At 41.4% G+C, this 26,499-nt stretch carries 28 protein-coding genes; 9 read left to right on the top strand and 19 right to left on the bottom strand.

Annotation, left to right across the window (positions count from 1 at the left end):
- The first annotated feature begins 45 nt into the window (after nt 1–45).
- Nucleotides 46–1,221: an MFS transporter gene (locus tag LQ188_RS05800; RefSeq protein ID WP_230176246.1), complete on the top strand. Its 1,176-nt coding sequence runs from the start codon at nt 46–48 to the stop codon at nt 1,219–1,221.
- Between the two features lie 101 nt (nt 1,222–1,322).
- On the opposite strand, the gene LQ188_RS05795 is transcribed toward LQ188_RS05800, so the two are convergent.
- The 3 genes from LQ188_RS05795 to LQ188_RS05785 form a co-directional block, all read right to left on the bottom strand.
- Nucleotides 1,323–1,847: a hypothetical protein gene (locus LQ188_RS05795; protein WP_191930761.1), complete on the bottom strand. Its 525-nt coding sequence runs from the start codon at nt 1,845–1,847 to the stop codon at nt 1,323–1,325.
- Nucleotides 1,848–2,391: 544 nt separating this feature from the next.
- On the bottom strand, nt 2,392–3,492 hold the full coding sequence (locus LQ188_RS05790) for a CaiB/BaiF CoA-transferase family protein (protein ID WP_230176245.1): 1,101 nt from the start codon (nt 3,490–3,492) through the stop codon (nt 2,392–2,394).
- Between the two features lie 233 nt (nt 3,493–3,725).
- Complete coding sequence (locus LQ188_RS05785; protein WP_230176244.1) at nt 3,726–5,207, bottom strand: amino acid permease; 1,482 nt, start codon at nt 5,205–5,207, stop codon at nt 3,726–3,728.
- 443 nt (nt 5,208–5,650) lie between these two features.
- Between LQ188_RS05785 and LQ188_RS05780 the strand changes: the two genes are divergently transcribed.
- Nucleotides 5,651–7,276, top strand: coding sequence for a M4 family metallopeptidase (locus LQ188_RS05780; protein WP_101223560.1), 1,626 nt, complete (start codon nt 5,651–5,653; stop codon nt 7,274–7,276).
- Nucleotides 7,277–7,550: 274 nt separating this feature from the next.
- The gene (locus LQ188_RS05775) at nt 7,551–7,952 is read left to right on the top strand and encodes an SET domain-containing protein (protein WP_034310428.1); all 402 of its coding nucleotides are present in this window, start codon (nt 7,551–7,553) and stop codon (nt 7,950–7,952) included.
- 177 nt (nt 7,953–8,129) lie between these two features.
- On the opposite strand, the gene LQ188_RS05770 is transcribed toward LQ188_RS05775, so the two are convergent.
- Both LQ188_RS05770 and LQ188_RS05765 read right to left on the bottom strand, forming a co-directional pair.
- Nucleotides 8,130–8,318: a hypothetical protein gene (locus LQ188_RS05770; protein WP_101223561.1), complete on the bottom strand. Its 189-nt coding sequence runs from the start codon at nt 8,316–8,318 to the stop codon at nt 8,130–8,132.
- A gap of 89 nt (nt 8,319–8,407) precedes the next feature.
- Nucleotides 8,408–9,646, bottom strand: coding sequence for a glycoside hydrolase family 3 N-terminal domain-containing protein (locus LQ188_RS05765; RefSeq protein ID WP_230176243.1), 1,239 nt, complete (start codon nt 9,644–9,646; stop codon nt 8,408–8,410).
- 182 nt (nt 9,647–9,828) lie between these two features.
- On the opposite strand from LQ188_RS05765, the gene LQ188_RS05760 reads away from it, so the two are divergent.
- On the top strand, nt 9,829–10,182 hold the full coding sequence (locus LQ188_RS05760) for a hypothetical protein (RefSeq protein WP_230176242.1): 354 nt from the start codon (nt 9,829–9,831) through the stop codon (nt 10,180–10,182).
- A gap of 63 nt (nt 10,183–10,245) precedes the next feature.
- Here LQ188_RS05760 and LQ188_RS05755 read toward each other — a convergent pair whose 3' ends face one another.
- Nucleotides 10,246–11,028 carry a helix-turn-helix domain-containing protein gene (locus LQ188_RS05755; protein ID WP_101223564.1) on the bottom strand — a complete coding sequence of 261 codons (783 nt, stop codon included), beginning with the start codon at nt 11,026–11,028 and terminating at the stop codon, nt 10,246–10,248.
- A 214-nt stretch (nt 11,029–11,242) separates the two neighbouring features.
- On the opposite strand from LQ188_RS05755, the gene LQ188_RS05750 reads away from it, so the two are divergent.
- Nucleotides 11,243–12,013: a TSUP family transporter gene (locus LQ188_RS05750; RefSeq protein WP_137020268.1), complete on the top strand. Its 771-nt coding sequence runs from the start codon at nt 11,243–11,245 to the stop codon at nt 12,011–12,013.
- A 106-nt stretch (nt 12,014–12,119) separates the two neighbouring features.
- Nucleotides 12,120–13,058, top strand: coding sequence for an oxidoreductase (locus LQ188_RS05745; RefSeq protein WP_230176241.1), 939 nt, complete (start codon nt 12,120–12,122; stop codon nt 13,056–13,058).
- 74 nt (nt 13,059–13,132) lie between these two features.
- Here the strand turns inward: LQ188_RS05745 and LQ188_RS05740 are convergent, their stop codons facing one another.
- Nucleotides 13,133–13,573, bottom strand: coding sequence for a peptidylprolyl isomerase (locus tag LQ188_RS05740; protein ID WP_095679904.1), 441 nt, complete (start codon nt 13,571–13,573; stop codon nt 13,133–13,135).
- 162 nt (nt 13,574–13,735) lie between these two features.
- Here LQ188_RS05740 and LQ188_RS05735 point away from each other — a divergent pair, with 162 nt between their 5' ends.
- Nucleotides 13,736–14,728, top strand: a complete 993-nt coding sequence (locus LQ188_RS05735) for an acryloyl-CoA reductase (RefSeq protein ID WP_101223567.1) — start codon at nt 13,736–13,738, stop codon at nt 14,726–14,728.
- Between the two features lie 37 nt (nt 14,729–14,765).
- On the opposite strand, the gene LQ188_RS05730 is transcribed toward LQ188_RS05735, so the two are convergent.
- The 3 genes from LQ188_RS05730 to LQ188_RS05720 form a co-directional block, all read right to left on the bottom strand.
- The gene (locus tag LQ188_RS05730; RefSeq protein WP_230176240.1) at nt 14,766–16,232 is read right to left on the bottom strand and encodes a PAS domain-containing sensor histidine kinase; all 1,467 of its coding nucleotides are present in this window, start codon (nt 16,230–16,232) and stop codon (nt 14,766–14,768) included.
- A gap of 147 nt (nt 16,233–16,379) precedes the next feature.
- Complete coding sequence (locus tag LQ188_RS05725) at nt 16,380–16,808, bottom strand: cell wall hydrolase (protein ID WP_230176239.1); 429 nt, start codon at nt 16,806–16,808, stop codon at nt 16,380–16,382.
- Between the two features lie 384 nt (nt 16,809–17,192).
- Nucleotides 17,193–17,462: a DUF1292 domain-containing protein gene (locus LQ188_RS05720; RefSeq protein WP_101223569.1), complete on the bottom strand. Its 270-nt coding sequence runs from the start codon at nt 17,460–17,462 to the stop codon at nt 17,193–17,195.
- 321 nt (nt 17,463–17,783) lie between these two features.
- Here LQ188_RS05720 and LQ188_RS05715 point away from each other — a divergent pair, with 321 nt between their 5' ends.
- Both LQ188_RS05715 and LQ188_RS05710 read left to right on the top strand, forming a co-directional pair.
- On the top strand, nt 17,784–18,170 hold the full coding sequence (locus tag LQ188_RS05715) for a VOC family protein (protein ID WP_230176238.1): 387 nt from the start codon (nt 17,784–17,786) through the stop codon (nt 18,168–18,170).
- A gap of 174 nt (nt 18,171–18,344) precedes the next feature.
- A complete protein-coding gene (locus LQ188_RS05710; protein WP_230176277.1) occupies nt 18,345–19,988 on the top strand; it encodes an alkaline phosphatase in 1,644 nt (547 codons plus the stop codon).
- Between the two features lie 338 nt (nt 19,989–20,326).
- Here LQ188_RS05710 and rpsN read toward each other — a convergent pair whose 3' ends face one another.
- From rpsN to LQ188_RS05665, 9 genes are all read right to left on the bottom strand, one after another.
- Nucleotides 20,327–20,596 (bottom strand): 30S ribosomal protein S14, encoded by a 270-nt coding sequence (gene rpsN / locus LQ188_RS05705; protein ID WP_101223571.1) that lies wholly within the window; start codon nt 20,594–20,596, stop codon nt 20,327–20,329.
- A gap of 46 nt (nt 20,597–20,642) precedes the next feature.
- The gene (locus tag LQ188_RS05700) at nt 20,643–20,951 is read right to left on the bottom strand and encodes a hypothetical protein (protein WP_230176237.1); all 309 of its coding nucleotides are present in this window, start codon (nt 20,949–20,951) and stop codon (nt 20,643–20,645) included.
- Between the two features lie 66 nt (nt 20,952–21,017).
- Nucleotides 21,018–21,167: a 50S ribosomal protein L33 gene (gene rpmG / locus LQ188_RS05695; protein ID WP_034310390.1), complete on the bottom strand. Its 150-nt coding sequence runs from the start codon at nt 21,165–21,167 to the stop codon at nt 21,018–21,020.
- Between the two features lie 22 nt (nt 21,168–21,189).
- The gene (locus LQ188_RS05690) at nt 21,190–22,383 is read right to left on the bottom strand and encodes a GTP-binding protein (RefSeq protein WP_290370094.1); all 1,194 of its coding nucleotides are present in this window, start codon (nt 22,381–22,383) and stop codon (nt 21,190–21,192) included.
- Between the two features lie 421 nt (nt 22,384–22,804).
- Entirely contained in the window at nt 22,805–22,975 is a 171-nt protein-coding gene (locus tag LQ188_RS05685) for a hypothetical protein (RefSeq protein WP_156500230.1), read from the bottom strand.
- Nucleotides 22,976–23,129: 154 nt separating this feature from the next.
- Nucleotides 23,130–23,510 (bottom strand): nucleotide excision repair endonuclease, encoded by a 381-nt coding sequence (locus LQ188_RS05680; RefSeq protein WP_170946990.1) that lies wholly within the window; start codon nt 23,508–23,510, stop codon nt 23,130–23,132.
- A gap of 206 nt (nt 23,511–23,716) precedes the next feature.
- Nucleotides 23,717–23,869 (bottom strand): YpzG family protein, encoded by a 153-nt coding sequence (locus tag LQ188_RS05675; protein ID WP_072272311.1) that lies wholly within the window; start codon nt 23,867–23,869, stop codon nt 23,717–23,719.
- Nucleotides 23,870–23,972: 103 nt separating this feature from the next.
- Nucleotides 23,973–24,620: a DUF4352 domain-containing protein gene (locus LQ188_RS05670; protein ID WP_230176236.1), complete on the bottom strand. Its 648-nt coding sequence runs from the start codon at nt 24,618–24,620 to the stop codon at nt 23,973–23,975.
- A 22-nt stretch (nt 24,621–24,642) separates the two neighbouring features.
- On the bottom strand, nt 24,643–26,010 hold the full coding sequence (locus tag LQ188_RS05665; protein WP_290370093.1) for an alkaline phosphatase: 1,368 nt from the start codon (nt 26,008–26,010) through the stop codon (nt 24,643–24,645).
- Nucleotides 26,011–26,499: the final 489 nt, after the last annotated feature.

Below are 26,499 nucleotides of genomic sequence, written 5' to 3'. Positions count from 1 at the left end.
ATCTTTATATAAAATTGATAATCATTAATGAGGAGTGAATCTATTTTGCTTAATACATGGAAAATTTACATGTTGGCGATAATCAGTTTTTTAGTAGGAACATCCGAATTCATCATATCCGGAATTTTGGATAAGATTGCGGATTCTCTTGGAGTTACCCTTGCTGCCGCAGGACAGCTCATTACAATTTTCTCCCTTGTCTACGCAATCGGTACACCCATTCTAATGGCTTTGACAGCAAGTTTAGACAGACGAAAATTAATGTTGTATTCCCTTGGACTATTCATAGTGTCCAACCTGCTTGCCTTTCTATTACCAGGCTTTGGACCGTTTCTATTTGCACGCATAATCATGGCACTTGGTGCAGGATTGGTTGTAGTCACCGCTCTGAATATTGCCGCTAAGCTTGCTCCGCCAGATAAAAAAGCAAGTTCTATTGCGACAGTTGTCATGGGGTTTACAGCTTCCCTTATCATTGGCGTACCTCTCGGAAGAATCATGACGGATGCATTCGGCTGGAAATCCGTCTTTGGCGGAATCGCCCTATTCGGCCTGATTGCCATGATCGTTTTATTCTTTACCATTCCTGCTACCAAAGGGGATAAACCAGTACCACTTCTCCAGCAGCTGGCCCTTCTTAAAAAAAGGAAAGTTGCCCTTGGATTATCGATAACCTTCTTCTGGCTTGGCGGATACTCGATAGCTTATACCTATCTATCCCCTTACCTGCTATCCGTATCAGGGATAAGTGACTCTCTACTTAGCACGGCCTTGCTTATATTCGGTATCGCAAGCTTGATCGGATCAAAGTTTGGCGGATATAGTACGGATCGATGGGGTGTATCATTTACACTAATTGGCGGTATGGCGCTGCATATTGTGATGATCATCATGTTATCCATCGTTACGAATTCATTGATGGCCGTTTTGATAATCCTCACATTATGGTCGTTCGCAGCATGGTCATCAGGGCCGACACAGCAATATCATTTAGCGACCCTAGAGCCTGAATCATCAGGAGTCATGCTCGGACTGAATCAGTCAATGATGCAATTGGCCATGGCCGCCGGTGCTGGAATTGGCGGTGTCGTTGTAGAACAAGTATCCCTTGCTTCCATAACCTGGATCGGTGCAACAGGGGTTGCCATTGCCATGGTCATTGTTCTGGTCCTTTCAAGTTCATCATCAAGCAGTAAAATAGCACAGTCCATAAAATCCTAGACCGTTAGATAAACATTCATCATAAGGCTAGATCCTAGCCTTATGATAAATCCTAAAGATGAAAGCAACAAAAAAAGAACGGCCACCAGCACGTCCCCTTTTTACTTGCAGCTATCATCATCATCCATTTTTTTCACAAATATATCATCCGTCACCCTATCTTCCAGCTTGTTCCTCAAGGCCAATTCCGCAGCCTTCCCGTCACTAGGCGATCCGTCCGCGAAATACATCGGAAACAAGGAGAAAAACATAATATAGAAAGAAAAATAGATAAATTGATACCAGATTACCGAGCTGTCCAGGATATTCTGATACACTAAGCTATATATGATCAGCATGCTGACCAAATTAAAGATAGACCCGCCTAAATATATAAGCGTATTCGTCAATCGATTATCATGTTTCAATCCCTTGAACTCGCAAGTCCCATTCCAAAAATAATATTTCCTCACCTCTATGTTCCGAAAGGCGAAAAGTTTATTACCACAACCGATCAAGATTTTCTTTTCTGATCCCCCAAAGATCGTAACAAAGAAAATATGCCCGCTCAAATGTATCAGCGTAACGATCGGCATGATCAAAAAAAAGGAAAATAGAAATTTAATGATATCAGAGAGACCAAACATGTTTAATCACCCCTCCTTACCAGAGCATTATCAGGATGCTACTCTGATACCCTGCCCACACTAGTTATAACTAGTAAATTTTCACAGTGGTAATATGTTGCTTTCCACAACTGATAGGAGGATAATTTGTCCTCTTCTGCTTAATCCGACCTTCCACCGATTAATTCGACCTATCTTCTGCTTTATTCGGCCTTCCACCCATTAATTCGACCTATCTCCTGCTTTATTCGGCCTTCCACCGATTAATTCGACCTATCTCCTGCTTTATTCGACCTTCTACCCATTAATTCGACCTATCTCCTGCTTTATTCGGCCTTCCATCAATTAATTCGACCTTCCTCCTGCTTTATTCGACCTTTCATCAATTAATTCGACCTATCTCATGCTTTATTCGACCAACCACCGATTAATTCGACCTTCCTCCTGCTTTATTCGACCTTTCATCAATTAATTCGACCTATCTCATGCTTTTTCCGGCCTTCAAAAAAAACAGGCTATCTCCTTCCCAAAAATTCCGGAAAAGTGATAGCCTTTACATCTTTATTTAGCGATTGGGGGTGCGAAGAATTTCTGCGTTGTTTTGTCCTGGCCTCAAGCCAGCATGTTTATATTCAGGGGTGAAAACCGATGTTTTGATTGGACAGGCGATTTGCCTCTGGACATTTCCTTTTCCGTCAGGTACCTCGACGATCATTCCCCTCTCCTTCAATTGGGGGTGTTCGGCCGCTTCGGTGAAGGTCAGCACTGGTTCTGCGCAGGCCTCGAAATCAGCGAATATTCCCTGCCATTCTTGAAAATCTCTTTCAAGGAAAGCAAGTCGGATGGCCGTTTTAAACCTGATTCCGCTTTCTTCATCGCTATTCATGCTCAGTTCATATAATTCGGGTGAACCGATCGCTTCACATAATGCTTTTCGAAAAGGGGGCTCAAGGCTTCCTACCGAAAAATGACGTCCATCTTTCGTTTCGTAAAAGTCATAAAAGGACCCTCCGTTCAACATCAGTTTTTCTGGTTCAAGCTCGAGGCCCCCTTGTAAATTCAAAGGTGCGGATATGGCATTCAAGGCAAAGCTGCAATCGGTCATGCTGATGTCGATGGCTTGGCCGAATCCTGTTCTTTCCCTATGAATGACTGCAGATAATATACCGATAACAGCATGCAGTGAGCCTCCGGCAAGATCTGCTATTTGGGTTCCGTTTTTTGCCGGGCCGTCCTTTTTCGTACCGGAATAGCCTGATAAGCCTGCAATCGAAATATAATTGATATCATGTCCCGGTCGGTCTTTATAGGGACCAGTCTGGCCGAAGCCCGTGATGGAACAGTAAATCAGCTTCGGATTGATCCATTTTAATGCCTCATACCCCAGTCCTAGGCGTTCCATGACACCCGGACGGAATTGTTCAATGACGATATCGTATTCCTTCACTAGATTTTTAACGGATTCGATGGACTCAGATTGTTTTAAATCAAGTGTGATCGACTTCTTCGATCTGTTAAGATATTGGTTCACACCCCATGAATCCTTTGCTCCCGGCCTCTCTACTTTCAAAACGTCCGCTCCTAAATCCGCTAGCATCAAAGTGGCAAATGGGCCTGGCAGTAACGTTGAAAAGTCCAATACTTTTAAATGAGTCAATAAGGTCATCAGCCGTGCACCTTCCCTTTCCATTGGAAATATTAAAAGCTTTCCCCGTAGTTCTGTACATGCAATTTAGCAGAGTTTACGATTATCATATAACACCTCCTACAATATTTGTATAAATTTCCATTTAATAAAAATAAAAAGCTAGGAATCAGCTTCCTAGCTTTTTATAATGAGCCTATAGAAAACAAGTAAAAGCCGGACACATTGTCCGGCTGATTTTACTTTAAGCTTGTTCATTCATATTTTTTGTCAAAGTCAAATTCGACTTCATCAAGTTTAACGAATTTAGTTTTTCTTACCAGTTTATATCCAAGCCATAGACCAAGGAAAAGCGGGATTCCCAGGTATGCAGCTACAACACTGCCCCAATCGATGTGGTCTGAGAAAAAGGCTTGGATATTTTGGGACAGGATGACGATCATCCCAATTAGAATGGCAAAGATCGGTCCAATCGGGAACCATAATGCCTTATATGGCAGCTTCTCCAATGAATGGCCTTGTGCGATGAATGCTTTCCGGAAACGGTAATGGCTGATGGAAATGCCCAGCCAAAAGATAAATCCTGTAATTCCAATGGCATTCATTAACCAAATATACACTTTACCATCACCGAATACGGAGGCTAAAAAGGCCAGCATGCCGATGGAACATGTCAAAATCATTCCTGCAACCGGTACTCCGCGTTTATTAAGTTTTGCAAAAATACGAGGTGCTTGCCCATCTTTTGCCATTGAATATAACATACGCGTAGATGCATATAGACTAGAGTTACCTGCAGACAATACCGCTGTTAAAATGACGGCATTCATAAGCGAAGCAGCAAAGGCCACTCCAGCTTTTTCAAAAATGAGCGTGAATGGGCTTACCATGACGTTATCACCCTGTAAACTTGAATTCGTATAAGGGATAAGCAGTCCTATTACGAAGATTGCCAATACGTAAAAGAGCAGGATTCTCCAGAAGACACTTTTAATGGCCTTCGGTATATTCCGTGCAGGATCTTCACTTTCCCCGGCAGCCACGCCGACAATTTCGGTACCTTGAAAAGAAAAGCCAGCCGCTATGAACACGATGAAGACACCCATGAACCCACCCGGGAAAGGAGCGTCATCGACGGTGAAGTTTTTAAAACCTACTGTTTCGCCGCCCATAATGCCGACGATCATTAGCAGCCCAACGATTATAAAAATAACGATGGCCGTGACTTTTATGAAGGAAAACCAGTATTCCCCTTCACCATATCCTTTAACGGATAAATAGTTCAATAGGAAAATGAGCACCAAGAATGATGAACTCCACAACAATGATGGACTATTCGGAAACCAGAATTTCATGATCATTGTCGAGGCCGCCAACTCTGCCGCTATCGTCATCGACCAATTGAACCAATAAGTCCATCCCAAGGCAAACCCAAATGCCGGATCGACGAATTTCGATCCATAGGTACTGAATGAGCCGCTTGTCGGCATGAATGCTGCCAGTTCCCCTAAGCTCGTCATCACAAAGTACACCATTGCCCCAACTAAGGCATAAGCAAGTAATGCGCCGCCTGGTCCAGCTGTATGAATGGCTGCCCCGCTGCTGAGGAACAGCCCGGTGCCAATAGCCCCGCCAATGGAAATCATCGTTAAATGGCGGGATTTTAAACCGCGCTTTAGTTCTTGTCCTTCTTGCTGTGGAGGATGCAAGATGTCATGTTCTTGTTTTGGTATCATAAATTTTCATCCCTTTCTATATAAGCGCTTTCATATATGGAGAAATCCATTTAATAAATTTTCCTATTTCATAGACTTTCAAATAGACCTAATTTACAATTCGAATTCCTTTTCTGAATATATGCAATTTTCATGCCAAGTTTATAAAACGCAATATTCAACAAATCATCAAAAAAATCGCCTTAAATAGACAAATTTTTTTGCACTTTACGCCATGTTTTTTTGCACATTATGCCATGTTTTTTTGCACATTTATTCATTTGGTTTAATTTAAATACATTCCAAATATTACTAAAAGAATATATTCAAAGAATATTTCTATCAAAATCCATTTTTCTCCATTTTATTCCTTTAAATGTCATATTTTTTGCGAGTTTTCTCCATTTGATAATAATTATGAAACGATGTAAAAATGAGGTATTCTCATGAAGGAGTTGAGTGTTATGAAAGGTAAGGTATTTTTAGGAACTGCACTATCCATCGGTCTATTATTTTCTGCTATTCCCAATCAAGAAGCTTTAGCGGCAAAAAATGTGTTAAGTGTTGAAAAGTACAATAAGCATAAGGATTCGCTAGAATACAAGTCTGGGAAACTTACGGATCCCTCAAAGCAAACGGCAGAAGATATCATTCTTACCTTTTTTGATGAAAACAAAAAGTCTTACAAGCTAGAAAAGCAAAAGGCGAAAGACTCCTTCACGATCGAGAAAGAAAGCAAGGATGAACTGGGCAATACCGTCCTTAGATTGCAACAAACCTATAAAGGCGTACCTGTATGGAATTCCACACAAGCAGTATTGATTGATGCTAAAGGTGTATTGACCGTCGTGTCCGGTACGGTTGAAGCCAATCTAAACACGAAATTAGGGAAAAAGGCTAAAAAAGGCATCAGTGAATCCGAAGCTATCAAAATAGCTGAAGCGGATCTAGGGTTCACACCTGCCTACGAACAATCACCTGAATCTGACCTATATGTATATGCAAATGAAGGCAAGGCCGATTATGTATATAAAGTCAATTTGAAATTCTTAAGTCCGGAACCAGGAAATCATAATTATTTCATTTCAGTCAAAACGGGTAAAATCCTGAATAAATATAATACACTGGATGAAGTAACGGGGACCAACTCCGTCGGAACGGGCACTGGCGTCTTAAACAATACGGTGTCGCTGAACACTACCTTATCCAACGGTCAATACTACTTACAAGACAATACACGCGGTAAAGGCATCTACACGTATAATGCCAATAACCGTTCAAGATTGCCTGGTACACTCTTTTCCAACACAACAAATGCATTTACTGCTTCTGCCGATAAAGCTGCGGTGGATGCCCATTATTATGCGGGTAAAACCTATGATTATTACAAATCCACATTTGGCCGGAACTCCTATGATGGTAATGGAACCATCCTGAAATCAACCGTCCATTATGGCTCAAGATACAATAATGCTTTCTGGGATGGCACCCAAATGGTTTACGGTGATGGAGATGGCACGACGTTCATCCCATTGTCCGGCGGGCTCGATGTCGTTGCGCATGAACTGACTCATGCCGTCACTTCCTCGGAATCGAACCTTACCTATCAATATGAATCCGGTGCTTTGAATGAAGCGATATCTGATATTTTTGGCACCGTTGTGGAATTTAAGAATCAAAGTGCAAAAGCCGATTATTTGGTCGGGGAAGATATTTACACACCTAACATTTCCGGTGATGCACTCCGCTCGATGGCTAATCCAACATTGAATGGTGACCCTGACCATTATTCGAACCGTTATACAGGAACGGGTGATAATGGCGGAGTCCACACGAACAGCGGAATCATTAATAAGGCAGCTTATTTAATCTCTGCAGGCGGAACCCACCATGGCGTGAGTGTATCCGGAATCGGCATCGATAAACTAGGAACCATCTTTTACAGGGCAAATACAACATATTTAACTTCCTCATCGACTTTTTCACAAGCCAGAGCGGCGGTCATACAATCGGCCTCTGATTTATACGGTTCAAGCAGTGCAGAAGTCACGGCCGTCAAAAATGCCTTTACAGCTGTCGGTGTGAATTAAGAGATTTACCTTTATGATAAACACCTCCCTAGCTTCACCTCTAGCGGAGGTGTTTTTTCTTATGCTGGGCTACCCCGATCATTTCAGCAGTTCGCTGCCTTCTTTCGGCCTTAATGTTTGGAATTCCGTCCTTTGGTACGGGGAGAACCTCAATAAAAACAATCTTGTCGTTTGCTAAAAATGATTAATTCCGTAAAATAGTTGCTTTTCTTCTTATTAACTGTCAAGCTTAGATAATCTGGACTATATTGAATAGAACAAGTAGGTGACGAACATGATTGAAGTTAAAACTTCCACACTCAGTGATGGTGAGTTCAATAGAGGCGTATTCGCAACACGAGATATTAAAAAAGGTGAGCTTTTACATGAGGCACCTGTCATTGCATATCCAAACGAGGAGCATGTTTTCATAGAGAAGACATTGCTGGCTGACTATGCGTTTGAATATGGAATAAACCATACTGCCATGCTTTTAGGCTATGGCATGCTGTTTAATCATTCTTATACACCCAACGCTACGTATGACATAAACTTCAAGAATCATACGTTTGATTTCTTTGCTTACACCGACATAAAGGCAGGAGAAGAAATCCTGATTAATTATAATGGTGAAGTCGATAATGAGGATCCGCTTTGGTTCAATAAAGAAAACGATGGTGAAGATGAAGCTGAATGATCATTGATCATTCATGAAAGCACTTGTACTTTTTAAAACCTGTCCAAGGTTTTTCGAAAGTATAAGTGCTTTTCCTTTTTCCTTTCACCGGCTTGATGAATTCACTGCTGGATTTTAAAAAGATCATACGCAATAAATAAAGCCCCATTAAGAATAACTTAATGGGGTCATTTCACCTTAACGTACGGATGGGTTACTTGATTTTGTTTTGGTTATTGATTGGAATTGGCCCTTAACCTTATCAATGGTTTCGGGTGTAGCTAGGGATCTTATTTGACTCATCGTTTTTTCACGGGTTTTCTTATTGCGCATTAAAAATGCAGCTGCTCCTATCAGGACGGTTCCAAGCATTTTGTTTGATGGCATGTTAGTTTCCTCCTTCAAGTTAGTCCTATATAGTATTCCCTCTATGGACTGATTTAAACAAAAGCATACTTGGGAGAGCGATTTCGCTTTTATTTATCCTTGCTCAGGCTTTCGATAAACTTTAGGCTTTCGGGATTTTTCACGACTTTTTCAGCTTCATCCGGATCAGCTTTCGTTAGCTTCATATTGTAAAGTTTATATGTCAGCACTCTTTTCACTGACTCGTCAATTCTATCCATTGGAACTTCCCCTGCTTTTACTGCTCGCAGTAATCCGTTATATACCTCAAGCTCATGGGCATATTCATGACAGACTAGTAATAAGTCAGCTCCTGCAAGAATTGCCTGCTTCCCCATCTCTTCATAAGAGAAATACTTGTTCACAGCACCCATTTCCAAATCATCTGTAACGACAAGTCCTTCATATTTGAGTTTCCCCCGAAGCAGGTCTTCGATGATGATTTTAGAAAGGCTTGCTGGTTTTTCTTTATCATAGGCTGGATATTTAATGTGGGTCACCATCACGAAAAAATTTTGGTTATCCAGTTCACTTATGATTTGTTTGAAAGGATAAATATCCGAATTTTCCAGATCAAGTTGGTTTGCCTCCACGGATGATGTTTCGACATGCGGATCGATTTCGCTGCGTCCGTTTCCAGGAAAGTGCTTCAATGCACCAGTTATCGATACATCGTTCAAGCCTTGAATGGCTTTCTTTCCGTATTGATACACCTTTTCCGGATCTTGTCCCAATGAACGCTTATCCGTTTTCGATAGATCAAGAACAGGGGCAAAATTAATGTTAATCCCCATGGAGCCCAGTTCTGTACCATTCAATTTGGCCACTTTGTACACGTCTGTAACGGATGCATTATTTCCAAGGTCCTGTTGTGCAGGGAGGGGCGATACCCGTTCCTTCATCCGAATGATGTCCCCTCCTTCCTGATCGATGGCAACCATCAACGGGAGTGAATGGGTACTTTGATTGGCCATTTGCTGAAGCGAATTGGATAACCTGGCCACTTGTTTAGGGGATTTCATATTACGGTCAAAATAAATGACGCCCCCTATATGTTTTTGTTCGATAAGCTCAGTAATTTCACTGCTCTTTTCGGTTCCCTTGAAACCGACCATCATAAGCTGTCCGATTTTTTCTTCAAGCGTCATTTTTTTCAGCAATTTTTCTATTCTTTCATGGTTATCCGCACCTGCTTCTTTCCCTTTTTCCGCTCTGTAATTCGCATCCATATTCAACTGAATGAACACCACTGTAAAAGTGAGGATTGCGATGAGGAAAAGACCCCAATATATATTTTTTTTATTCTTCATGCTTTGACCTTCATTGACATTTTCTCTGTCCTTCCTTGATAGCCCTTTTATTGATTTTTCTGTACACATCTTAATCATGTTCATAAAGTGACAATTCTATATCATCATTGCTGATTTTTTTGAATAAAGCATTAGCCGCGTACCATACTACAAACATAGCCTAAATAAAAGGAGATGCCCCCATGTACGGAATCTTGAAGAATATTGCCGTCACCTTCAGTCATGCAGTCGATTATGCAAAAGAAAAAATAACGGCCTTTACAGGATCAACTTCTGTTACGATAGCGGAATTGAGTGAGCACATCATCAATCAGCCTGAAACAAAACTAATCAGGAAAAACCTTTTAGGTATACCTTTTTCTTTTTATCATTTACAAAAAGAAGACGTTACGTACTATTTGGAAATGAAAAGCTCACAGGTTCTCCAGTTGGATGTTCAAGCGCATAATCATCCGATTGTGTCTTACAGGTCTTATCGAGATAAATCCAGCTTGCCCACGGCCATTAGGTTTCCTAAAACCCTTTTATCCGAATGACTTCGTTACAAAAATAAAAAAGCTGATATCCCCTGCATATGGGGTTATCAGCTTTTTTCAATCTTATAGGGAGAAAAAACGGTCTCTTTCACTTGAAATCCATTTCTCTGCATCTTCTTCATCCTTTTTAACCAACCGGTTAACGAGGATATCATGCCAAATGTAATTTTCGAGAAAATTGATATGAATGGGATCATCTGTGTAGAACGCCGTTTCCCTCGTTTCGGGCGAAGGGCCGTAAATCGTCTCCTTGCCATCGATGGATAAGATGAACCATTTGTTTTCTCCGATATTTTCCACATAGCTTGTTTTGCGATGGATATCTATACCTGATAATGGGTTTTCAACCTGAAATGCAATCCCCTTGAGAGTGCAATGCGCGGCGACCCCTTTTAGCTCTTGTTCAAGTTTTTCATACATCTCGTCCCATAAGGAAACCACCACCCTTTTCTCGGCTTTGTGAATCAAAGTACGGCAGAAGGATAGGATGTGCCCTTCACCCTTAAGCGTCATTACACGATTGTCGGACATCGGTTCGATTTTCTCGAATTGCTTTAGTGTATGGCTGATGGATTGATAGGTATTGTTCCATTTTGATTGAACCGATTCCAAAAAAACATCGACTGGCAGCGGTGAATATTTTATCGAGTCATTGATTTCCTCTTTTAAGACGATTCCTTCTTCTTGCAGTCCATTTAATATCTCATAGATGCGGGCCCTCGGAATTCCTGATTCCTTGCTTACTTGATAGGCACTGGCTGGGCCTTGGCGAACCAAAGAAACATAAGCCTTTGCTTCATATTGACTAAACCCGAGAGACTGTAGTTTTTGAATGATATCTTGCATAGTACCTCCTAGTGCTTTTAGTAAGTTATATGCCTATCATACCAAATCTCTTATCGAAATCTATTTCGAATTCAAATCGGCATGACTCATAATATTCTTATTTACAGAACGGTTTCAATTAGTTACTATCTAAATAGTGACTAATAAAAACGGCTTATGGCTTCTGCAAAACAAGCAATCCAGCCTGAATGCCATTGATACGGAGGCTTCTTAGATGGAAGATATACAAATTTCAACACTTTTGCTGCTGATGTTTTTCGGATTTTTGGCAGCATTCATTGATTCTGTGGTCGGCGGCGGCGGCCTGATTTCGATACCCGCTTTATTATTTTCAGGACTTTCCCCGTCAGCAGCGATCGCAACGAATAAGTTAGCAAGTTCCATGGGGTCTTTAACAAGTACCATTGCCTTCATTCGCTCAGGTAAGGTTGATTTCAAATTGGTTTCCAAACTTTTCCCATTGATTTTCATAGGTTCCCTGCTAGGAGCTTGGGTTGTCAATTTCGTCTCGCCTGAATTATTAAAGCCAATGATCTTGGTTCTATTAATAGCTATTGCCATTTATACCTTTTTTAAAAAGGACTGGGGCCAGAAATCGACTTACCATAAACTCACATGGCAAAAGGCTGCACTATTTGCGTTCGCTATATTTGCGATTGGTTTTTATGATGGGTTTTTGGGCGCTGGAACGGGATCTTTCATTTTGTTTGCCTTTTTAATGATTGGCTTTGATTTTTTGCACTCTGCAGGAAATGCAAAATTTTTGAACTTCGGAAGTAATTTGGCAGCACTGATCATGTTCATATTCCTTGATACCGTCAATTTTTCCTATGGAATACCGATGGGGATCTCCATGATAGCAGGAGCGTTGGCCGGTTCTAAATTTGCTATTAAAAAGGGAGTGGCCTATGTAAGAGTATTATTTATCATAGTAACCGTCATTCTGATCATGAAAAATATAATGGATTACTTAATGGGCGGCTAATTTTTTAAAAAATAGAATTCAGCACCTGATTCCCGCCACAGTATGTGACATATAGGAATTATTTGGGTATATGATAGGTATAGACTGTGTGGAAAGGTGTGGTTGGATGATTGAAAAGTGGAATGGCGAAGAAATGGCAGATGCATCAGGGCAAACCATTGTGATTACTGGTGCCAATAGTGGGCTTGGCTTCGAAACGGCTTTTGCACTGGCGGGTAAGGGGGCAGAAATCATCCTTGCTGTCCGGAATGCTTCAAAGGGAGAAAAGGCGGTCGATAGAATCTTAGGGGTCCACCATAAGGCAAATGTACGCGTGATGCAGCTGGATTTAAGTGATTTAAGCAGCATTCGGCATTTTGCTGATTCCTTTCAGGAAAACTATGACTCACTCTCCGTCCTCATCAATAATGCAGGTGTGATGATTCCGCCATACAGTAAGACGAAGGATGGTTTTGAGCTGCAATTCGGCAGCAATCATCTCGGTCATTTTGCTTTGACAGGTCTCCTTCTTCCGCTAATCCTTTCTACGCCAAAATCGCGTGTGGTCACATTGAGCAGCTTGGCCGCCATCAATGGATATATAGACTTCGAAAACTTAAATGGTGAAAACGGTTATAAACCAATGAAATACTATGGGCAAAGCAAGCTGGCCAATCTACTCTTCGCCCGTGAATTACAGAACAAATTCACCCAGCATGGTGCAAGTCAGATCAGTGTTGCCTGTCATCCGGGCCTTTCCCATACTAATCTCATGTCACGCGGATCTGGCAAACCCATAAATAGAATCGTGCACTTTCTTTCGAAAACCATCACCCAGCCGGCAAGTATGGGAGCATTGCCTACCCTTTATGCCGCAACGGAACCTACATTAACAGGCGGGGTGTACATCGGACCCGATGGAAAGAAGAGCAGAAAAGGCTTTCCTAGAAAAGACGATATCATCGATACCTTATATAATGAAGAAACTTCAAAAAGATTATGGGATATTTCAGAAACCTTGACAGAGGTCAAATATCGTTTCACTGAAAGCATCACACCAAAATGAGTCTATATTTCCCCTGTTTTTTCATGAACAGTGCAAAAAAAAGAGGGAGCATAATGCCCCCTCTTTTCGCTTCATCATTCAGCGTCAAAAACTTCGACTTTTTCCATTTTATCGCCATTTTTCATAGCTTTGGCTGTTTCTAATCCAGATGTCACTTTACCGAATACTGTGTGAACGCCGTTAAGATGTGGTTGTGGTTCGTGCACGATAAAGAATTGGCTTGAGCCTGTATCTTTTCCGGCATGTGCCATTGAGAGGCTTCCAGCCTCATGTTTGTGAGGGTTTCCTTCTGTTTCACATTTGATTTGCGTGCCGCTTCCGCCTGCGCCTGTACCTGTTGGATCTCCGCCTTGGCTTACGAAACCAGGGATTACACGGTGAAAGACCACACCATTATAAAATCCTGTGTTTGCCAAGTTTTCGAAGTTAGCCACTGTGTTCGGTGCTTCGTTCGGGAAAAGGTCGAATTCGATTTTTTCCCCATTTGCCATAAGTATGTATCCTTTTTTAGCCATGTAAAACATCTCCTTTAATATGAACTGAATCAAATCTTATAGTACCACTTTTAGAAGCAGAAAGAAAAGCAAGCGCTACTTATTTCGAATTGTATCATTATACATTCCTATATTTTTTCTTTTATAATGGAGTAGATTCATTATTATAAGGGGGAATGTACCATGATTCAGCAATTTGATGCTTTAGTCGTGAACAAGCAAGATGATCAATTCACCGTTAACATTCAGAAACTATCACTTGATGATCTACCTCAAGGCGAAGTGCTCATCCGCGTTCATTATTCCGGTGTGAACTATAAAGATAGCCTTGCAGCCATTCCGAACGGAAACATCGTCAGCAGCTATCCGATCGTTCCGGGCATTGATATGGCTGGTGTTGTCGTTTCATCTGAGGATTCCCGCTTTAAAGAAGGAGACGAAGTCATTGCGACCTCCTATGGGATTGGCGTTTCCCAATCAGGAGGCTATAGTCAGTTTGCCCGTGTTCCTGCAGAGTGGATCGTCCCGTTACCTGATGGCCTTACAATGAAAGAGGCGATGATCATCGGAACGGCCGGTTTCACTGCAGCACTATCGGTTCTGCGATTGGAGGAAAATAACCTCACTCCTGAGCAAGGGAGCGTTCTCGTCACTGGTGCAACTGGCGGGGTTGGCAGTTTCGCTGTCTCGATCCTTTCTAAACTTGGCTATTCCGTTGAGGCGAGTACAGGAAAAGAGTCGGAACATGGATACTTGAAGAAAATCGGTGCGGCGACCATTGTATCACGAGAAGATGTATATGATGGCAAGCTGCGGGCACTGGGCAAGCAAAAGTGGAGCGGCGCGGTAGATCCCGTCGGCGGTGAACCGTTAGCATCGGTCCTTAGCCAAATCAAGTATGGCGGGGCTGTGGCGGTCAGTGGATTGACAGCTGGTACAAGCCTTCCTTCCACCGTCTTTCCTTTCATCCTAAGAGGGGTTAATCTTCTTGGGATCGATTCGGTCAATTGCCCGATGGATACAAGATTGAAAGTTTGGCATCGTCTTGCCACCGATTTTAAACTCGAGCATTTAGAACAGCTCATTCAACAGGAAATTACACTTGAAGAATTGCCTGACGTCCTTCCTACCCTATTAAAAGGGGAAGCAAGAGGCAGAACGATCGTTAAGCTATAATCCAAAAAGTGACGAGAGCATGGCTTCTCGTCACTTTTCATTGTGAACTTTCATTGATAGGGAGACTGATATCTACAATCGTCCCTTCTCCCACTTCGCTGCTGAAATGAATTTCCCCGTTATGCTCATGGATGATTTTAGTGCTGACCATGAGCCCAAACCCAGTTCCTTTTTCAGAAGTGCTATAAAAAGGCTGGCCTAGATGCTTCATGCGCTCATTTGAGATTCCGCAGCCTTGATCAATGAACCGGATCATTGCAGAGTCACCTTCATGGTTTAACTCTATATGAAGTTTGCCGCCATTCGGCATGGCTTCTATCGCATTATTGACGACATTCGTGAATACTTGTTTTAACTGATTCGGCTCGCCAAATACAGATGCCGAATCCGTATTATATTCCTTGATGATTTCGACATCATTCAATATCGCTTGAAACTCAGCTAACGTAATTACACTATCCAATATATCGTTAAGCTGAATGAATTCACAAACCTTCGCTTCAGGCTCTGCTAAACTTAAAAACTCATTTGCCAGGTTTTCGATTTTTTCTACTTCACTGACCATCATTTCAAGATAGTCCTTTTGCTCAGGATCTTCCCTTAATAATTGTAAAAATCCTTTGACCGTAGTTAATGGATTTCTTATTTCATGTGCGATGCCCGCAGCCATCTGTCCTACCGCCGATAACATATTGGATTTACAGAGCAGCTCTTCGGTCTTTTTACGCTCCGTAATATCCCTGCAAAATACCTGTATGGCCGGTTGACCTTTATATATAATCGGAAGACCGAGTGTTTCTCCATAAAATACTTGTCCGTCAAGTCGGATGAACTTTTGTTCCAGTAAACCAACAGCCTGATGATCGTCCCTCATGATCTCGATTCTTTTTTGTACACTTTCCCGGGATTCCAGGTGAACGAACTGAAAAACCGATTTACCGATAATATCTTCGACACTATCCATCCCAAGCATTTTTGCCCCCATGGGATTCATGTACTCTATTATCCCATTGCGATGTACAAAAATCGCTTCAGGTGACACTTCAACTAAACTGCGATACCTTTGCTCACTTTCCTTCAAGGCAGCTTCAGCAAGTTTTTGATTCGTGATGTCCCGATAAACGAAAACGAGGGCACTCGGCTCATTTTCATCATTAAGGATATTGAACAGGGAAATGCTTACATCGATTAACTGGCCATCCTTCCTTAACCTGACCGTTTCAAAGCCTTTCCTTTGTACCCCTGCCTTAATCTGGTCATGCAACTCATTGACTGACTCCTTCAAGAAATCCGGAATAATTGGAAACGGCATGCCTATGAGCTCATCATTCGTCCAACCGAAAAACTCTTCAAAAGCTGCATTCACTTGAAGGGTCTTTCCTTCCAGATCAACAATGGAAATGGCGTCCGGGTTGTTCTCCATGAAAGACTTAAATTTCTCGGTATTATCCTCCGTCTGTTCCCCCATTTGCCCTTGTCCATAATTAATAAGCCTTTTACTCATCAATTTTTTTATTCCTTTCTTATCCGGAAATTTACAGTCTCAATTTTACAGTATCAGTAAATCATTTGCCAGTTTTATCATATGCTTTTTCCAAGTTAAGGATTGATGCACAAAGAGGCCAACCCCCCATAAGGTTCAGCCTCTTTCTTAAAATGTATTATAAATATTTGGACATTCTGTACCTGTTGGTTCATAAAAGCAATGAAGCTTGAAACGTCCAACCAGGGGCTGATTATACCAGGTTGCCGGACAATCTCCCGGTGGCCTGAAGTACCATAGGCTAAATTTCGAGGGCCAAATCCTTTCACCATTTACACTCCGGCGTGCAAGTCTTTTTTCCCTGTCCCTTGCCCGCTGATAAAAATACCCCTTCTGTACAGCTTCAAAGGCATGATCCTGATAGATCATGTCTGGAATCGTCCTCAGCCCTTTGAAATCGGAACAATTCGACCTAATCCGATTGACCCCTACATTACCGATCATCAACATGCCCTGATCACCTTCGCCCTCGCCTTCCGCCCTAAGCAATCTTGCCAATAAGGCTATATCGGCATCAGTATGCTTTACAACGGCCATTCCATCACCTCCACTTTTTTTATCCTATGCCTCGCAGATGGAAAAATACTCCGTTTATTAACAAAATCTTCATACGAAATACACGTCCTATCAATAATACAACCCTATACTTAAGTAAGGCTGGATAGCACGCGTGGCTATCATGGTATTTGGCGAAGGCGGGGCCAATACTTTCTTTATACATATAAAAAAGGCGGCACATAATGTGCGTCTCGGACTGTAGACAAACTCGATGAAATTCGAGTTTATCTACAGTTTTTTAAAGGTTTGTACAATTTGCCTTCAGGCCCTCGCTTAACTCAAAAAGGTTGCGGAATGGTGTCATTCCGCAACCTTTTTGTCTGCAAACTGAGGCCGCACACATTGTGCAGTCCTTTTATCTTGTCATTCTTTCGATTCAAATGCCGATTCAAACGCCAATGATACCTTTTCGAACTCTTCATCCGATTCGATATCGAGCAGTTCACCTTCACCTTCGACCCTGAAAAAGAAAATATCGATATCTTCATCTGTATCCTCTTCAATATCTTCAAGCAAACCTACTGCAACATATTCCGTTCCTTCTACATCCAATGAACCTAAAACCTCAACTTCATGACCTTCATCACTGTCATCAGTAAGGGTGAAAATTTCACCTTCACGAATTTTTCCCATACTACCTCTCCTCTCATATCCATTAATAATGGAGTTGTTTCCATAGTATATCTACTAATCCATTTAGAAACAAATTTTTGCCCTGGAAAATGTTAAATTTCATTCTTACATGAAAAGAATCAATCAATAGATATTATGGAAGAAAACTATTATCCCATAAGCTATTTATCTTTTTTCATTATTTACCAATACTTTCCCTTTATTAACATCATTTAAAAAATTATCTAAAAACGGCTATAAAAATGTAATTTAATTCCGAATAATCTTATATATACTAATATTAGCAAATTGAATCTGGATTTAATGAAGGAGGAAGATTTCTTGGCTGTTAAGAGGGTCGATCACGTTGGCGTTGTTGTAAAAGATCTTGAAAAATCCATCGCCTTTTATCAAGATGTGCTTGAATTAAAATTAAAAGCACGCATGACTCATACTAATGGGGTAATCGAACTGGCATTCCTCGGTTACGAAGAGTCTGACGAAACAGAAATAGAATTGATTCAGGGATATAGCGACACACTGCCATCCGAAGCAACGATCCACCATTTTGCCATTACCGTGGATGATATCGAAGGTGAATATGCCCGGATCAAAAGCTTGGATAACACCGAGCTGATTGATGAAGAGATCGTCACCCTTCCAAATGGTTATCGCTATTTCTACGTTTATGGACCGGAAAAAGAGTGGATTGAATTTTTCCAAAGGTAAAAAGCATACTAAAAAAGCAGAGTCTTAGAGACTTCTGCTTTTTTAACGCTTCTTCAATATTTTAGCAAAATTTACAGATAAAAAACCTTTCTTTACTTAACTGAAGTAATTTCTTAATATTCTGCATTTATCCTAAAAGTAATAATATTTTTGGAGGTATGCATTTTGGGGAAAATGAGCAAAAAGGTAGCAGGAATTACGTTAGCGGGCGCGGTAGCCATTTCATCACTGGGTCTTTCAACTATGAAGGAAGATGTTCAGGCCAAAGACAAGAAAAAAGAACCAACAAACGTCATCATGATGGTGATGGATGGGACAAGTACAGGAGCCACAACCCTTTCAAGGTGGTATAAAGGCGGTAATCTAGCCATGGACGAAATGCTGTCTGGCGGCATGCGTACATATTCTGCTGAATCGGCCATTACAGACTCAGCTCCTGCAGCAACAGCGCTTGCGACAGGAAATAAATCCAATGATAAATTTGTCGGTGTCCTGCCAGCCATCGTTAATTCTCCAGGGCTCGATCCGGTTAATCCGAAAAATGCCCATAAACCAGTCGCTAACGTTTTGGAGGGTGCAAAACAAGCCGGAAAGGCTACTGGAATCATTTCTACATCTGAAATCCAGCATGCTACACCCGCAGGCTTCTCCGCTCACGTGACACATCGAAGCAATTATGGTGATATTGCGGAACAGCAGGTTTATCAGGGGATTGACGTCGTTTTGGGAGGGGGCAAGGAATCCCTTTTACCTGGTAAAACAAAAAATGCAAGAATTGATGGAGAAAACCTTTTGGAAGTGCTTGATGAAGACAAGTATGATTTTGTTGAAACCCGTGACGAGCTGTTAAACTCTAAATCGAATAAAATTTGGGGCAGCTTTGCACCAAGTGCACTGGCATATGATTTTGATCGTGAAACAACAAAGCCAAGTGAGCCCACTTTGGCTGAAATGACCAACAAAGCCCTTAAAACCTTGAAAAAAGATAAAGATGGCTTCTTCTTATTTGTCGAAGGAAGCAAGATTGACTGGGCTGCTCACGGAAACGACACGATTGGAATGATTAGTGATACTTTAGCTTTTGATGATGCGGTGAACGAAGCCCTTAAGTTTGCAAAAAATGACGGAAACACGATGGTCATTGCTGTAACGGACCATGGGAACAGCGGAATTACAATGGGTAACGTAAACACGAACTCCTCCTACCCGGAAACTCCCGTATCAGCCTATATCGATCCATTAAAGAAAGCGAAGATGACTGTTGAAGGAGCTTTAAGTAAGTTAAAACCAGATCATTCCAATCTAAAAGAAGTTGCAGCACTGTATGGACTTGATGATCTGACTTCTGAAGAAACAGCAAAACTTACCTCTTCTAAAAACATAGGTACTGAAATGACAAAGCTGCTTGCTAACCGTGCCAACATTGGCTTTACAACAGGCGGTCATACAGGGGAGGACGTATTCCTGTATTCTTATGGCCCTTCAAAACCGACTGGATTAGTGGAGAATTCAGACCTCGCTAAAAAAATGGCCGAATTCATGGGCTTTGATTTACAAAATTTATCGAATAAACTATACATGAATGCTAAAGATTCCTTTGAGAAAAAAGGATATTCAACCCGTATTGATGTTACAGACCCGAATAACCCGGTTTTCGTAGCGAAAAAGGGGCAGCAAAAAGTAGAGTTGCCTGCAAATAAGAATATCGTTATCAGCAAGACCCCTAAATCCACTAAGCAAAAGGAAATAAATGCCATAACTGTTTACAACGGAAAAGACTTCTATATATCTGAACAAGCATTAAAGGCAGTCAAGTAAGCAACACTTTTGAATGGGAAGGAGCCCATGTTTTTAACAAGGGCTCCTCAGACTGTAAACAAATTAATTAAAGTCCCAGTTGATTTAAGAAATCCGCTCCCTTTCCGCCGACTGTCTGCCAAGCCTCCTCACCGCAAGCGGCTGTGGGGTCTCGGCTAGCCAGTTATTCGGCAGGAGTGTCGCAAATTTCTTCAATCTAATGGGGTTTCATCCGTATAAACAAGGAAAAAGCACTACACTGCCCTTTATTCGGACTCCATACCCCTTTTGTCGCCAAACTGAGGAGCCCTTGATTAACAAGGGCTCCTTTTCTAATGAATGATTTAGAACTCCCCGCTTCACCAGCTTGACTTTTTGACACCCGGCAGTTGCCCTTTATGAGCCAGTTCCCTAAAAACGATACGTGACATGTTGAATTTGCGCATATATCCACGGGGCCTTCCCGTTACTCCACAACGATTGTGAACCCTTGTCGGCGAAGAGTCACGAGGGAGTTTGGCCAATGCGGCATAATCCCCTTTCTCCTTCAATTCCTTTCTAAGTTTTGCATACTTTTCGACCATTACCAGCTGTTTTTCCGCTTTTATCACCTTGGATTTTTTCGCCATTTTAATTCTCCTTTTTTAAAAATCTTGATTTTATTAAATCTATAAACTATTCACAATTCGTTCCGCTGCCTGTCTTGCTCCCGATATATTCCTCAAAAACCCATTTCAATTTGTTCCAGTCTTCCTTTTTCACATACTTCTGCAGGCTGAATGGATTCACATCCAGATGGTGGACGGAAGGAGAACGTAAATATGGCATTGAAATGACTTCCGTACAATGCTTCCATCTTGCCAATGGTTCTTCATTTCTATCAACAATCGCCAGCTGGTCCACTATGGTTTTTCCTGACTTAAGTAAAAATGCAGCCATCGTGATACCTTGAATGCCTCCGCCAACAATGATCCATTCCAACATGAACTTCCCTCCTTTTACATCCATTCTCTTTGATAAAACATAATCATTACGATTTAAACCTTAAAACTACTTCGTTTCACGGTGAAGCGTGTGTTTCTTCAATCGCGGGCAGTACTTTTTCAATTCGATCCTGTCTGGGTTATTCCGCTTGTTTTTCGTCGTAATATAATTTCGGTCCCCTGATTCTGTGCATGCTAACGTAATGTTTACTCTCATTTCTATTTCCTCCTAAAGTTTTTTAATGAACGGTTTCCGTAAATGCAGGCAATCGATCTTCATAAAGAGACCAATCCTGCTGCATCTCCATTTCCGTCAATAAGCATTGATCTAATTCAGTTTCGATTTCCTGTTGATTCATTTGAATGCCAATCATCACAAGCTCCGTCATCCTGTCACCGTATACTGCATTCCACCGTTCCAATAATTCAGGTGCTTCCTTTAAAATTTGGCGCTGTTCTTCCTCAGGGTAAGCTGCAATCCATTTACCGGCTGCTTGTAAAGTCAATGACGGTCCTGCCTGCGAAAGCAAGCCTGCCGTATCATTTCTCGATGCCAGCCAAAGGAATCCCTTCGCCCTCACCACTTGTACGGGCCAGTTTTCCAACCACTCCATCAGCCGTTCGGGATGAAAGGGTACCCCCCTCCTGTAAACGAAGGAAGAAATCCCATACTCCAAGGTCTCCGGGATATGCTCTTCATTCAATTCCTTTATCCAGCCGGCTCCTTGGCTTGCCTCTTCAAAATCAAATAAATGTGTATTCAATACATCCTTTAGCGGCACCTTGGAATGGTTTGTTTCGATAATTCTCGCATCGGCATTCATTTTATGAAGAACCGCCTTTAATTCCTCAACGGCATCAGCATCCATCAGATCGATTTTATTTAACAGGATGACATTGGCGAACTCTATCTGATCTATTAGTAGATCGACCACTTCCCTGCCATCCGCAGCATCAGTTGCCTGCATCCTGTCAATAAGCGTTTCTCCGGAAGTGAAGTCTTGCCAGAAATTATACCCATCAACAACGGTGACCATCGTATCAAGCCGGCAAGATTCCGATAAATCAATTCCCATGCTTTCATCAACATAGGAGAAGGTTTGGGCTACAGGTACCGGTTCGCTTATCCCGGTCGATTCAATCACGATGTAATCGATGTCCCCTTGTTTCGCCAATTTCTCCACTTCAATCATCAAATCCTCACGAAGCGTACAGCAAATGCAGCCATTCTGCATTTCCACCAGTTTTTCATCGGTCCGGGTAAACCCTCCCTGTTTGACCAGTGAAGCATCAATATTGATTTCACTCATATCATTAACGATGACGGCAACCTTCAGGTCATTCCGATTTTCAAGAATATGATTCAAAAGCGTCGTCTTTCCCGCCCCAAGGTATCCACTCAATACCGTAACCGGAATTTCCTTCATCTCCATTTATACCACTCCTTTACCTGATTTCTTTTCTGTCCGTAAATCAAAATGATTACGATTTAAACACCGAAGCCATCACTCATATAAAAACACTCTCTAATAATAAAACGTAATCATTATTATTTGCAAGTTTTTTTCAAAATTGCCTCCGAATACTTTTTCTGAACAAATGTAATCACTATTGCTCCGACACCTGCAGCATGTGCAATCACGGATAAATGAAAGGTACTGACATTCTTAATGAAACTAAAAACAAAAATCAAATGGAAGCCCAATCACACATAACATCATGTGTAATGAACCTCCATTGCAGTTTTATCATTTATTGTACTTCCTTATTGCAAGCTGCTGTTCATCAACAACGTCCCAATATCCAATACATTTTTCTTTGTTGTAATTGGAAAAAAATTATTGGTTACTGAGCTTATTCCGCCATTTCCCACCCTGAAGATGTTACTGTCTTTTGTTCAAAAGTTTCAATCTCTCTCTGTTTCGCCAGCTTAGAAGCTTGTGACATGGACCACGTTAAATTCCCAAAGGCAATCACTGTCCCGATCGAGATAACTAACACCTTTTTACAAAGTATTTTCTTCAATAGCTTCCTCCTGAGAATGTATTGGAATACTCTAAATATAAACCAACATTGTTAATCTAACATGTAGCTGCTGTAAATGTACGAAATTATTTCTGTACATATATAAACACAAAAAAGCCGAGTGCATATGCAGTCAGCTTTTCATAGGTGTTTCTTATTTATAAAACACTTTGTCGACGTTGTATTTAGCATGAAGCTTATTGATCATGTACGTTTCATAGATTTCACGTTCCATAGCGTCTTCGACTAAAAGAATGTCAATTTTCTTGACTTCATTACGATGCTCTTTAATCGGAGAAACATTATCCTCAAAATGCTTCTTGACCCTTGGTCTTAGCTTACGGGCTTTACCGACAAAAATCAGTTCATCATTCTCATTGTAAAACAAGATGATGCCGCCTTTATCACGGGGAATCAAATGAAAATCGATAAACCCGTAAATTTCAGGAATGACAGCTTCGTCTCCTTCTATAACTTGCTTTCTTTGTTTGATGCTTATATCCGCTGCAGGGATTTCAATTTTAATCATTACAATTCACGTCCTCTATTTGTATAAAGTGAAACTTTCAATCGGAATCGAAACTCCAGTTTCACGCCAAGCTCATCACTTCAATCTTAAAGGTAAATGGTATCATAATTATGAGTGAAAAGCCATGAATGCCTTGATCGGTTTAGATGATTTTGGATTAAATATAAAGAAGAAGACTCGCTGGGAGCCTCCTTCTTTGTCGGAAATATCCTTTACCACCTGTGAGCCTTTGCATTGCTTCTTAGTATAATGTTTGTTTGTGATTCTTGCGTGTGGCCATTAACTTGAGATTTTGAACGCTTAGGTCTTGTCCAATTATGGTGAAACTTTTGAGAATGTGGATCTAATTGATCTTTATAGCTCATTCTGTGTCACCTCATCATTAGGATTTGGATATTCCGTTCAGTGATAGTAATCCCCATCACTTGTTCTAGTATTTTATTTTTCCAAGCCATTTATACATATTCTTTAAAAAGCGAATTCAGCTGACTTGCCTTTTGCAAGGACTTCCCCTTCTTCATCCACCGCATCACTTGTCATGAGGGATATGCCCAATATGTCTCCATCATTTAGAATGAAACCAATGTTTCCGCTTTTTGAACCGTTTCCTTCTATTTCACCAGTAAGTTCTTCCAAGTAGATCTCATCTTCCCATGTCAGATGTTCTCCCCTGTCCGTTTCAAGGAAAGCAACTGGGGAAAACTTAATTTTTTTATCCGAATTGTTTTTGATTTCCACGTTCACTTTTACGATATCGAAATCTTCATCATGCGTATACCCGTGGAAGAAATCAATCATGCTGTAATCCGGAGTGGCATGCATCACTTTCATTTCTTTAACTTTAACCTCGATCGGGCCAACATTGAGCGTTTCATTCACCTTTTTATAGGCCTTCAAAGTTAATTCGCCTTTGGCATCAGAAACATTCTGACCGATCTGGTTCAAGTTTATATCATCAGGAAGCTGTGGATTCGGAACATAGACATCCTTTTTTTCCAGTGGTCGTGCAATTTCCTCTGTTTTATCTTTAGCTGTAGTTTCTTCTTCGTAAGCTGGTTGTGTATTAAGAGCGCCAAATGCGGTTAATAACAGGGCACCAATCATCAGTCTGTTCATTGAATCCCTCCCTGAAGTGTAATTACTTCTTTAATAGATCAAAGATGATTTTGGCCTGATCCGTGTTATCGACCTGCCCGGCAAAACGTTCTTTATATGGGCCGTATGCGTAGACCGGAACATCTTCACCCGTATGTCCCCCAGTAGTCCAGGCAGTATTGGTCCGATTATCGAATATAGCTTCGATGGCATTATCGACGTTCGTCACATTTTTTGATTTTGCAGCTTCTGTTACCGTTTTGATTTCATCATCAGTTAGCTTCACTTCATTTTGGTTAATATATTGCTTTAACGTCTTTTCAACATCGGCTCCTTTGACAATGGCATCCGCCATGAAGTCAGGGGTGCGTTTGGCTGCCTTGATCGGTTCACCGTACCAGTTATATATTCCTTTGGCTCCGATCGAGAATCCTCCTGTAGAGTGATCCGCAGTAGCCACCACTAATGTATGTTTGTCTTTCTTCGCAAATTCCATGGCTGCTTTGTATGCTTTTTCAAAGTCTTCCATTTCACTCATTGCACCTACGATATCATTATCATGTCCGGCCCAATCGACCTGGCTTCCCTCGACCATAAGGAAGAATCCATCTTTATCTTTATTCAAACGCTGGATCGCTGAACTTGTCATGTCTTCCAAAGAAGGTGTTTCACTTGGGCGGTCAATCATTTTCGGGAGTCCTTCAGAAGCGAATAAACCAAGAACCTGTTCATTTTTGTCCTTAAGCATTTGGTTTTTATCAGTCACATAACTGTAACCGTCTTTTTCGAAGGCTTTCGCCAAATTGACATCAGGCCGGACAAAATTGGACTTACCACCGCCCAATAGGACGTCAATTTTATGTTTGCCCCTGATTAAATCATTATAATAATCGTCTGCAATTGAATTCATGTTTTTCCGATTTTCATCATGGGCGCCAAAAGATGCAGGTGTAGCATGAGTGATTTCTGAAGTGGCAACCAATCCCGTCGCTTTTCCTTTTTCCTTTGCTGCTTCCAATACCGTTTTGACTTCGGATTTATCATTATCCACTGCAATGGCAGCGTTATAAGTCTTCACCCCTGCAGACATTGCCGTTGCGGCTGAAGCTGAATCCGTTATATTTTGTGCAGAGTCTTCTGGGTAAGTCATCTGCTGGCCAACCAAGTACTTATCAAACTCGGTCCGTTCTGCCGCCTTCGTACCCGGGTTATCTTTTAAATACCGGTAAGCGGAGGTATAGGAAACACCCATGCCGTCACCGATCAGGAAAATCACGTTCTTGATTTCCGGTTCTTTTTTTGGGTTACCCTTTGCCGAAACATGATCCGCAGCGGACCATGATAAACTTCCAAATGCTAATGCCGAAACTAGTGTAATCGGTAAAACCTTTTTACTCCATGTGCTATTCAAATGAATGACCTCCCGTTAATCTTTTCTATTTAATTTAACTATAGGTGAAGAAAATGAACTCAATGTCAAGGCTATGTAAAAAAGCAGCAGGATAATTGTTAAGACAAGGTAAAGGCAGCAATGTCACGAAATTGTATGCACTTTTATGAAGTTGTTGGTTATTCAGGAAAATCATCAGTAGTGGGGGCTTATTACAGGCTTTAGAGGAATGAAAAAGATTTGGTTAACACCAACGTGGGTAAATGATCTTGAACAGGGTTCTTTACAATCCACGTCTTCAAATCGGTGGTTAGGATTTTAAAAATGCTAAAGGGGAAAAGAAAATAAAGCATCCAATCAGGATGCTTCAGAGTCAGACTATAGACAAATTCGAAGAAAAGTTTAGGGACGGAAAGGAAGCAAATTTCTTAAATCACCTGGAACATTGATTGAAACGTAGGGCACTCGCTTTCCCCGGACGGTCCGGGAGCCCCCTCGGCGCTCTTTGCG

This window comes from Peribacillus sp. Bi134, from assembly GCF_918698065.1.
In the GTDB taxonomy this organism is placed as follows: Bacteria; Bacillota; Bacilli; order Bacillales; family DSM-1321; genus Peribacillus.
Note: the sequence above shows the minus strand (reverse complement) of the source record. Positions and strands in the feature narration are given on the sequence as shown.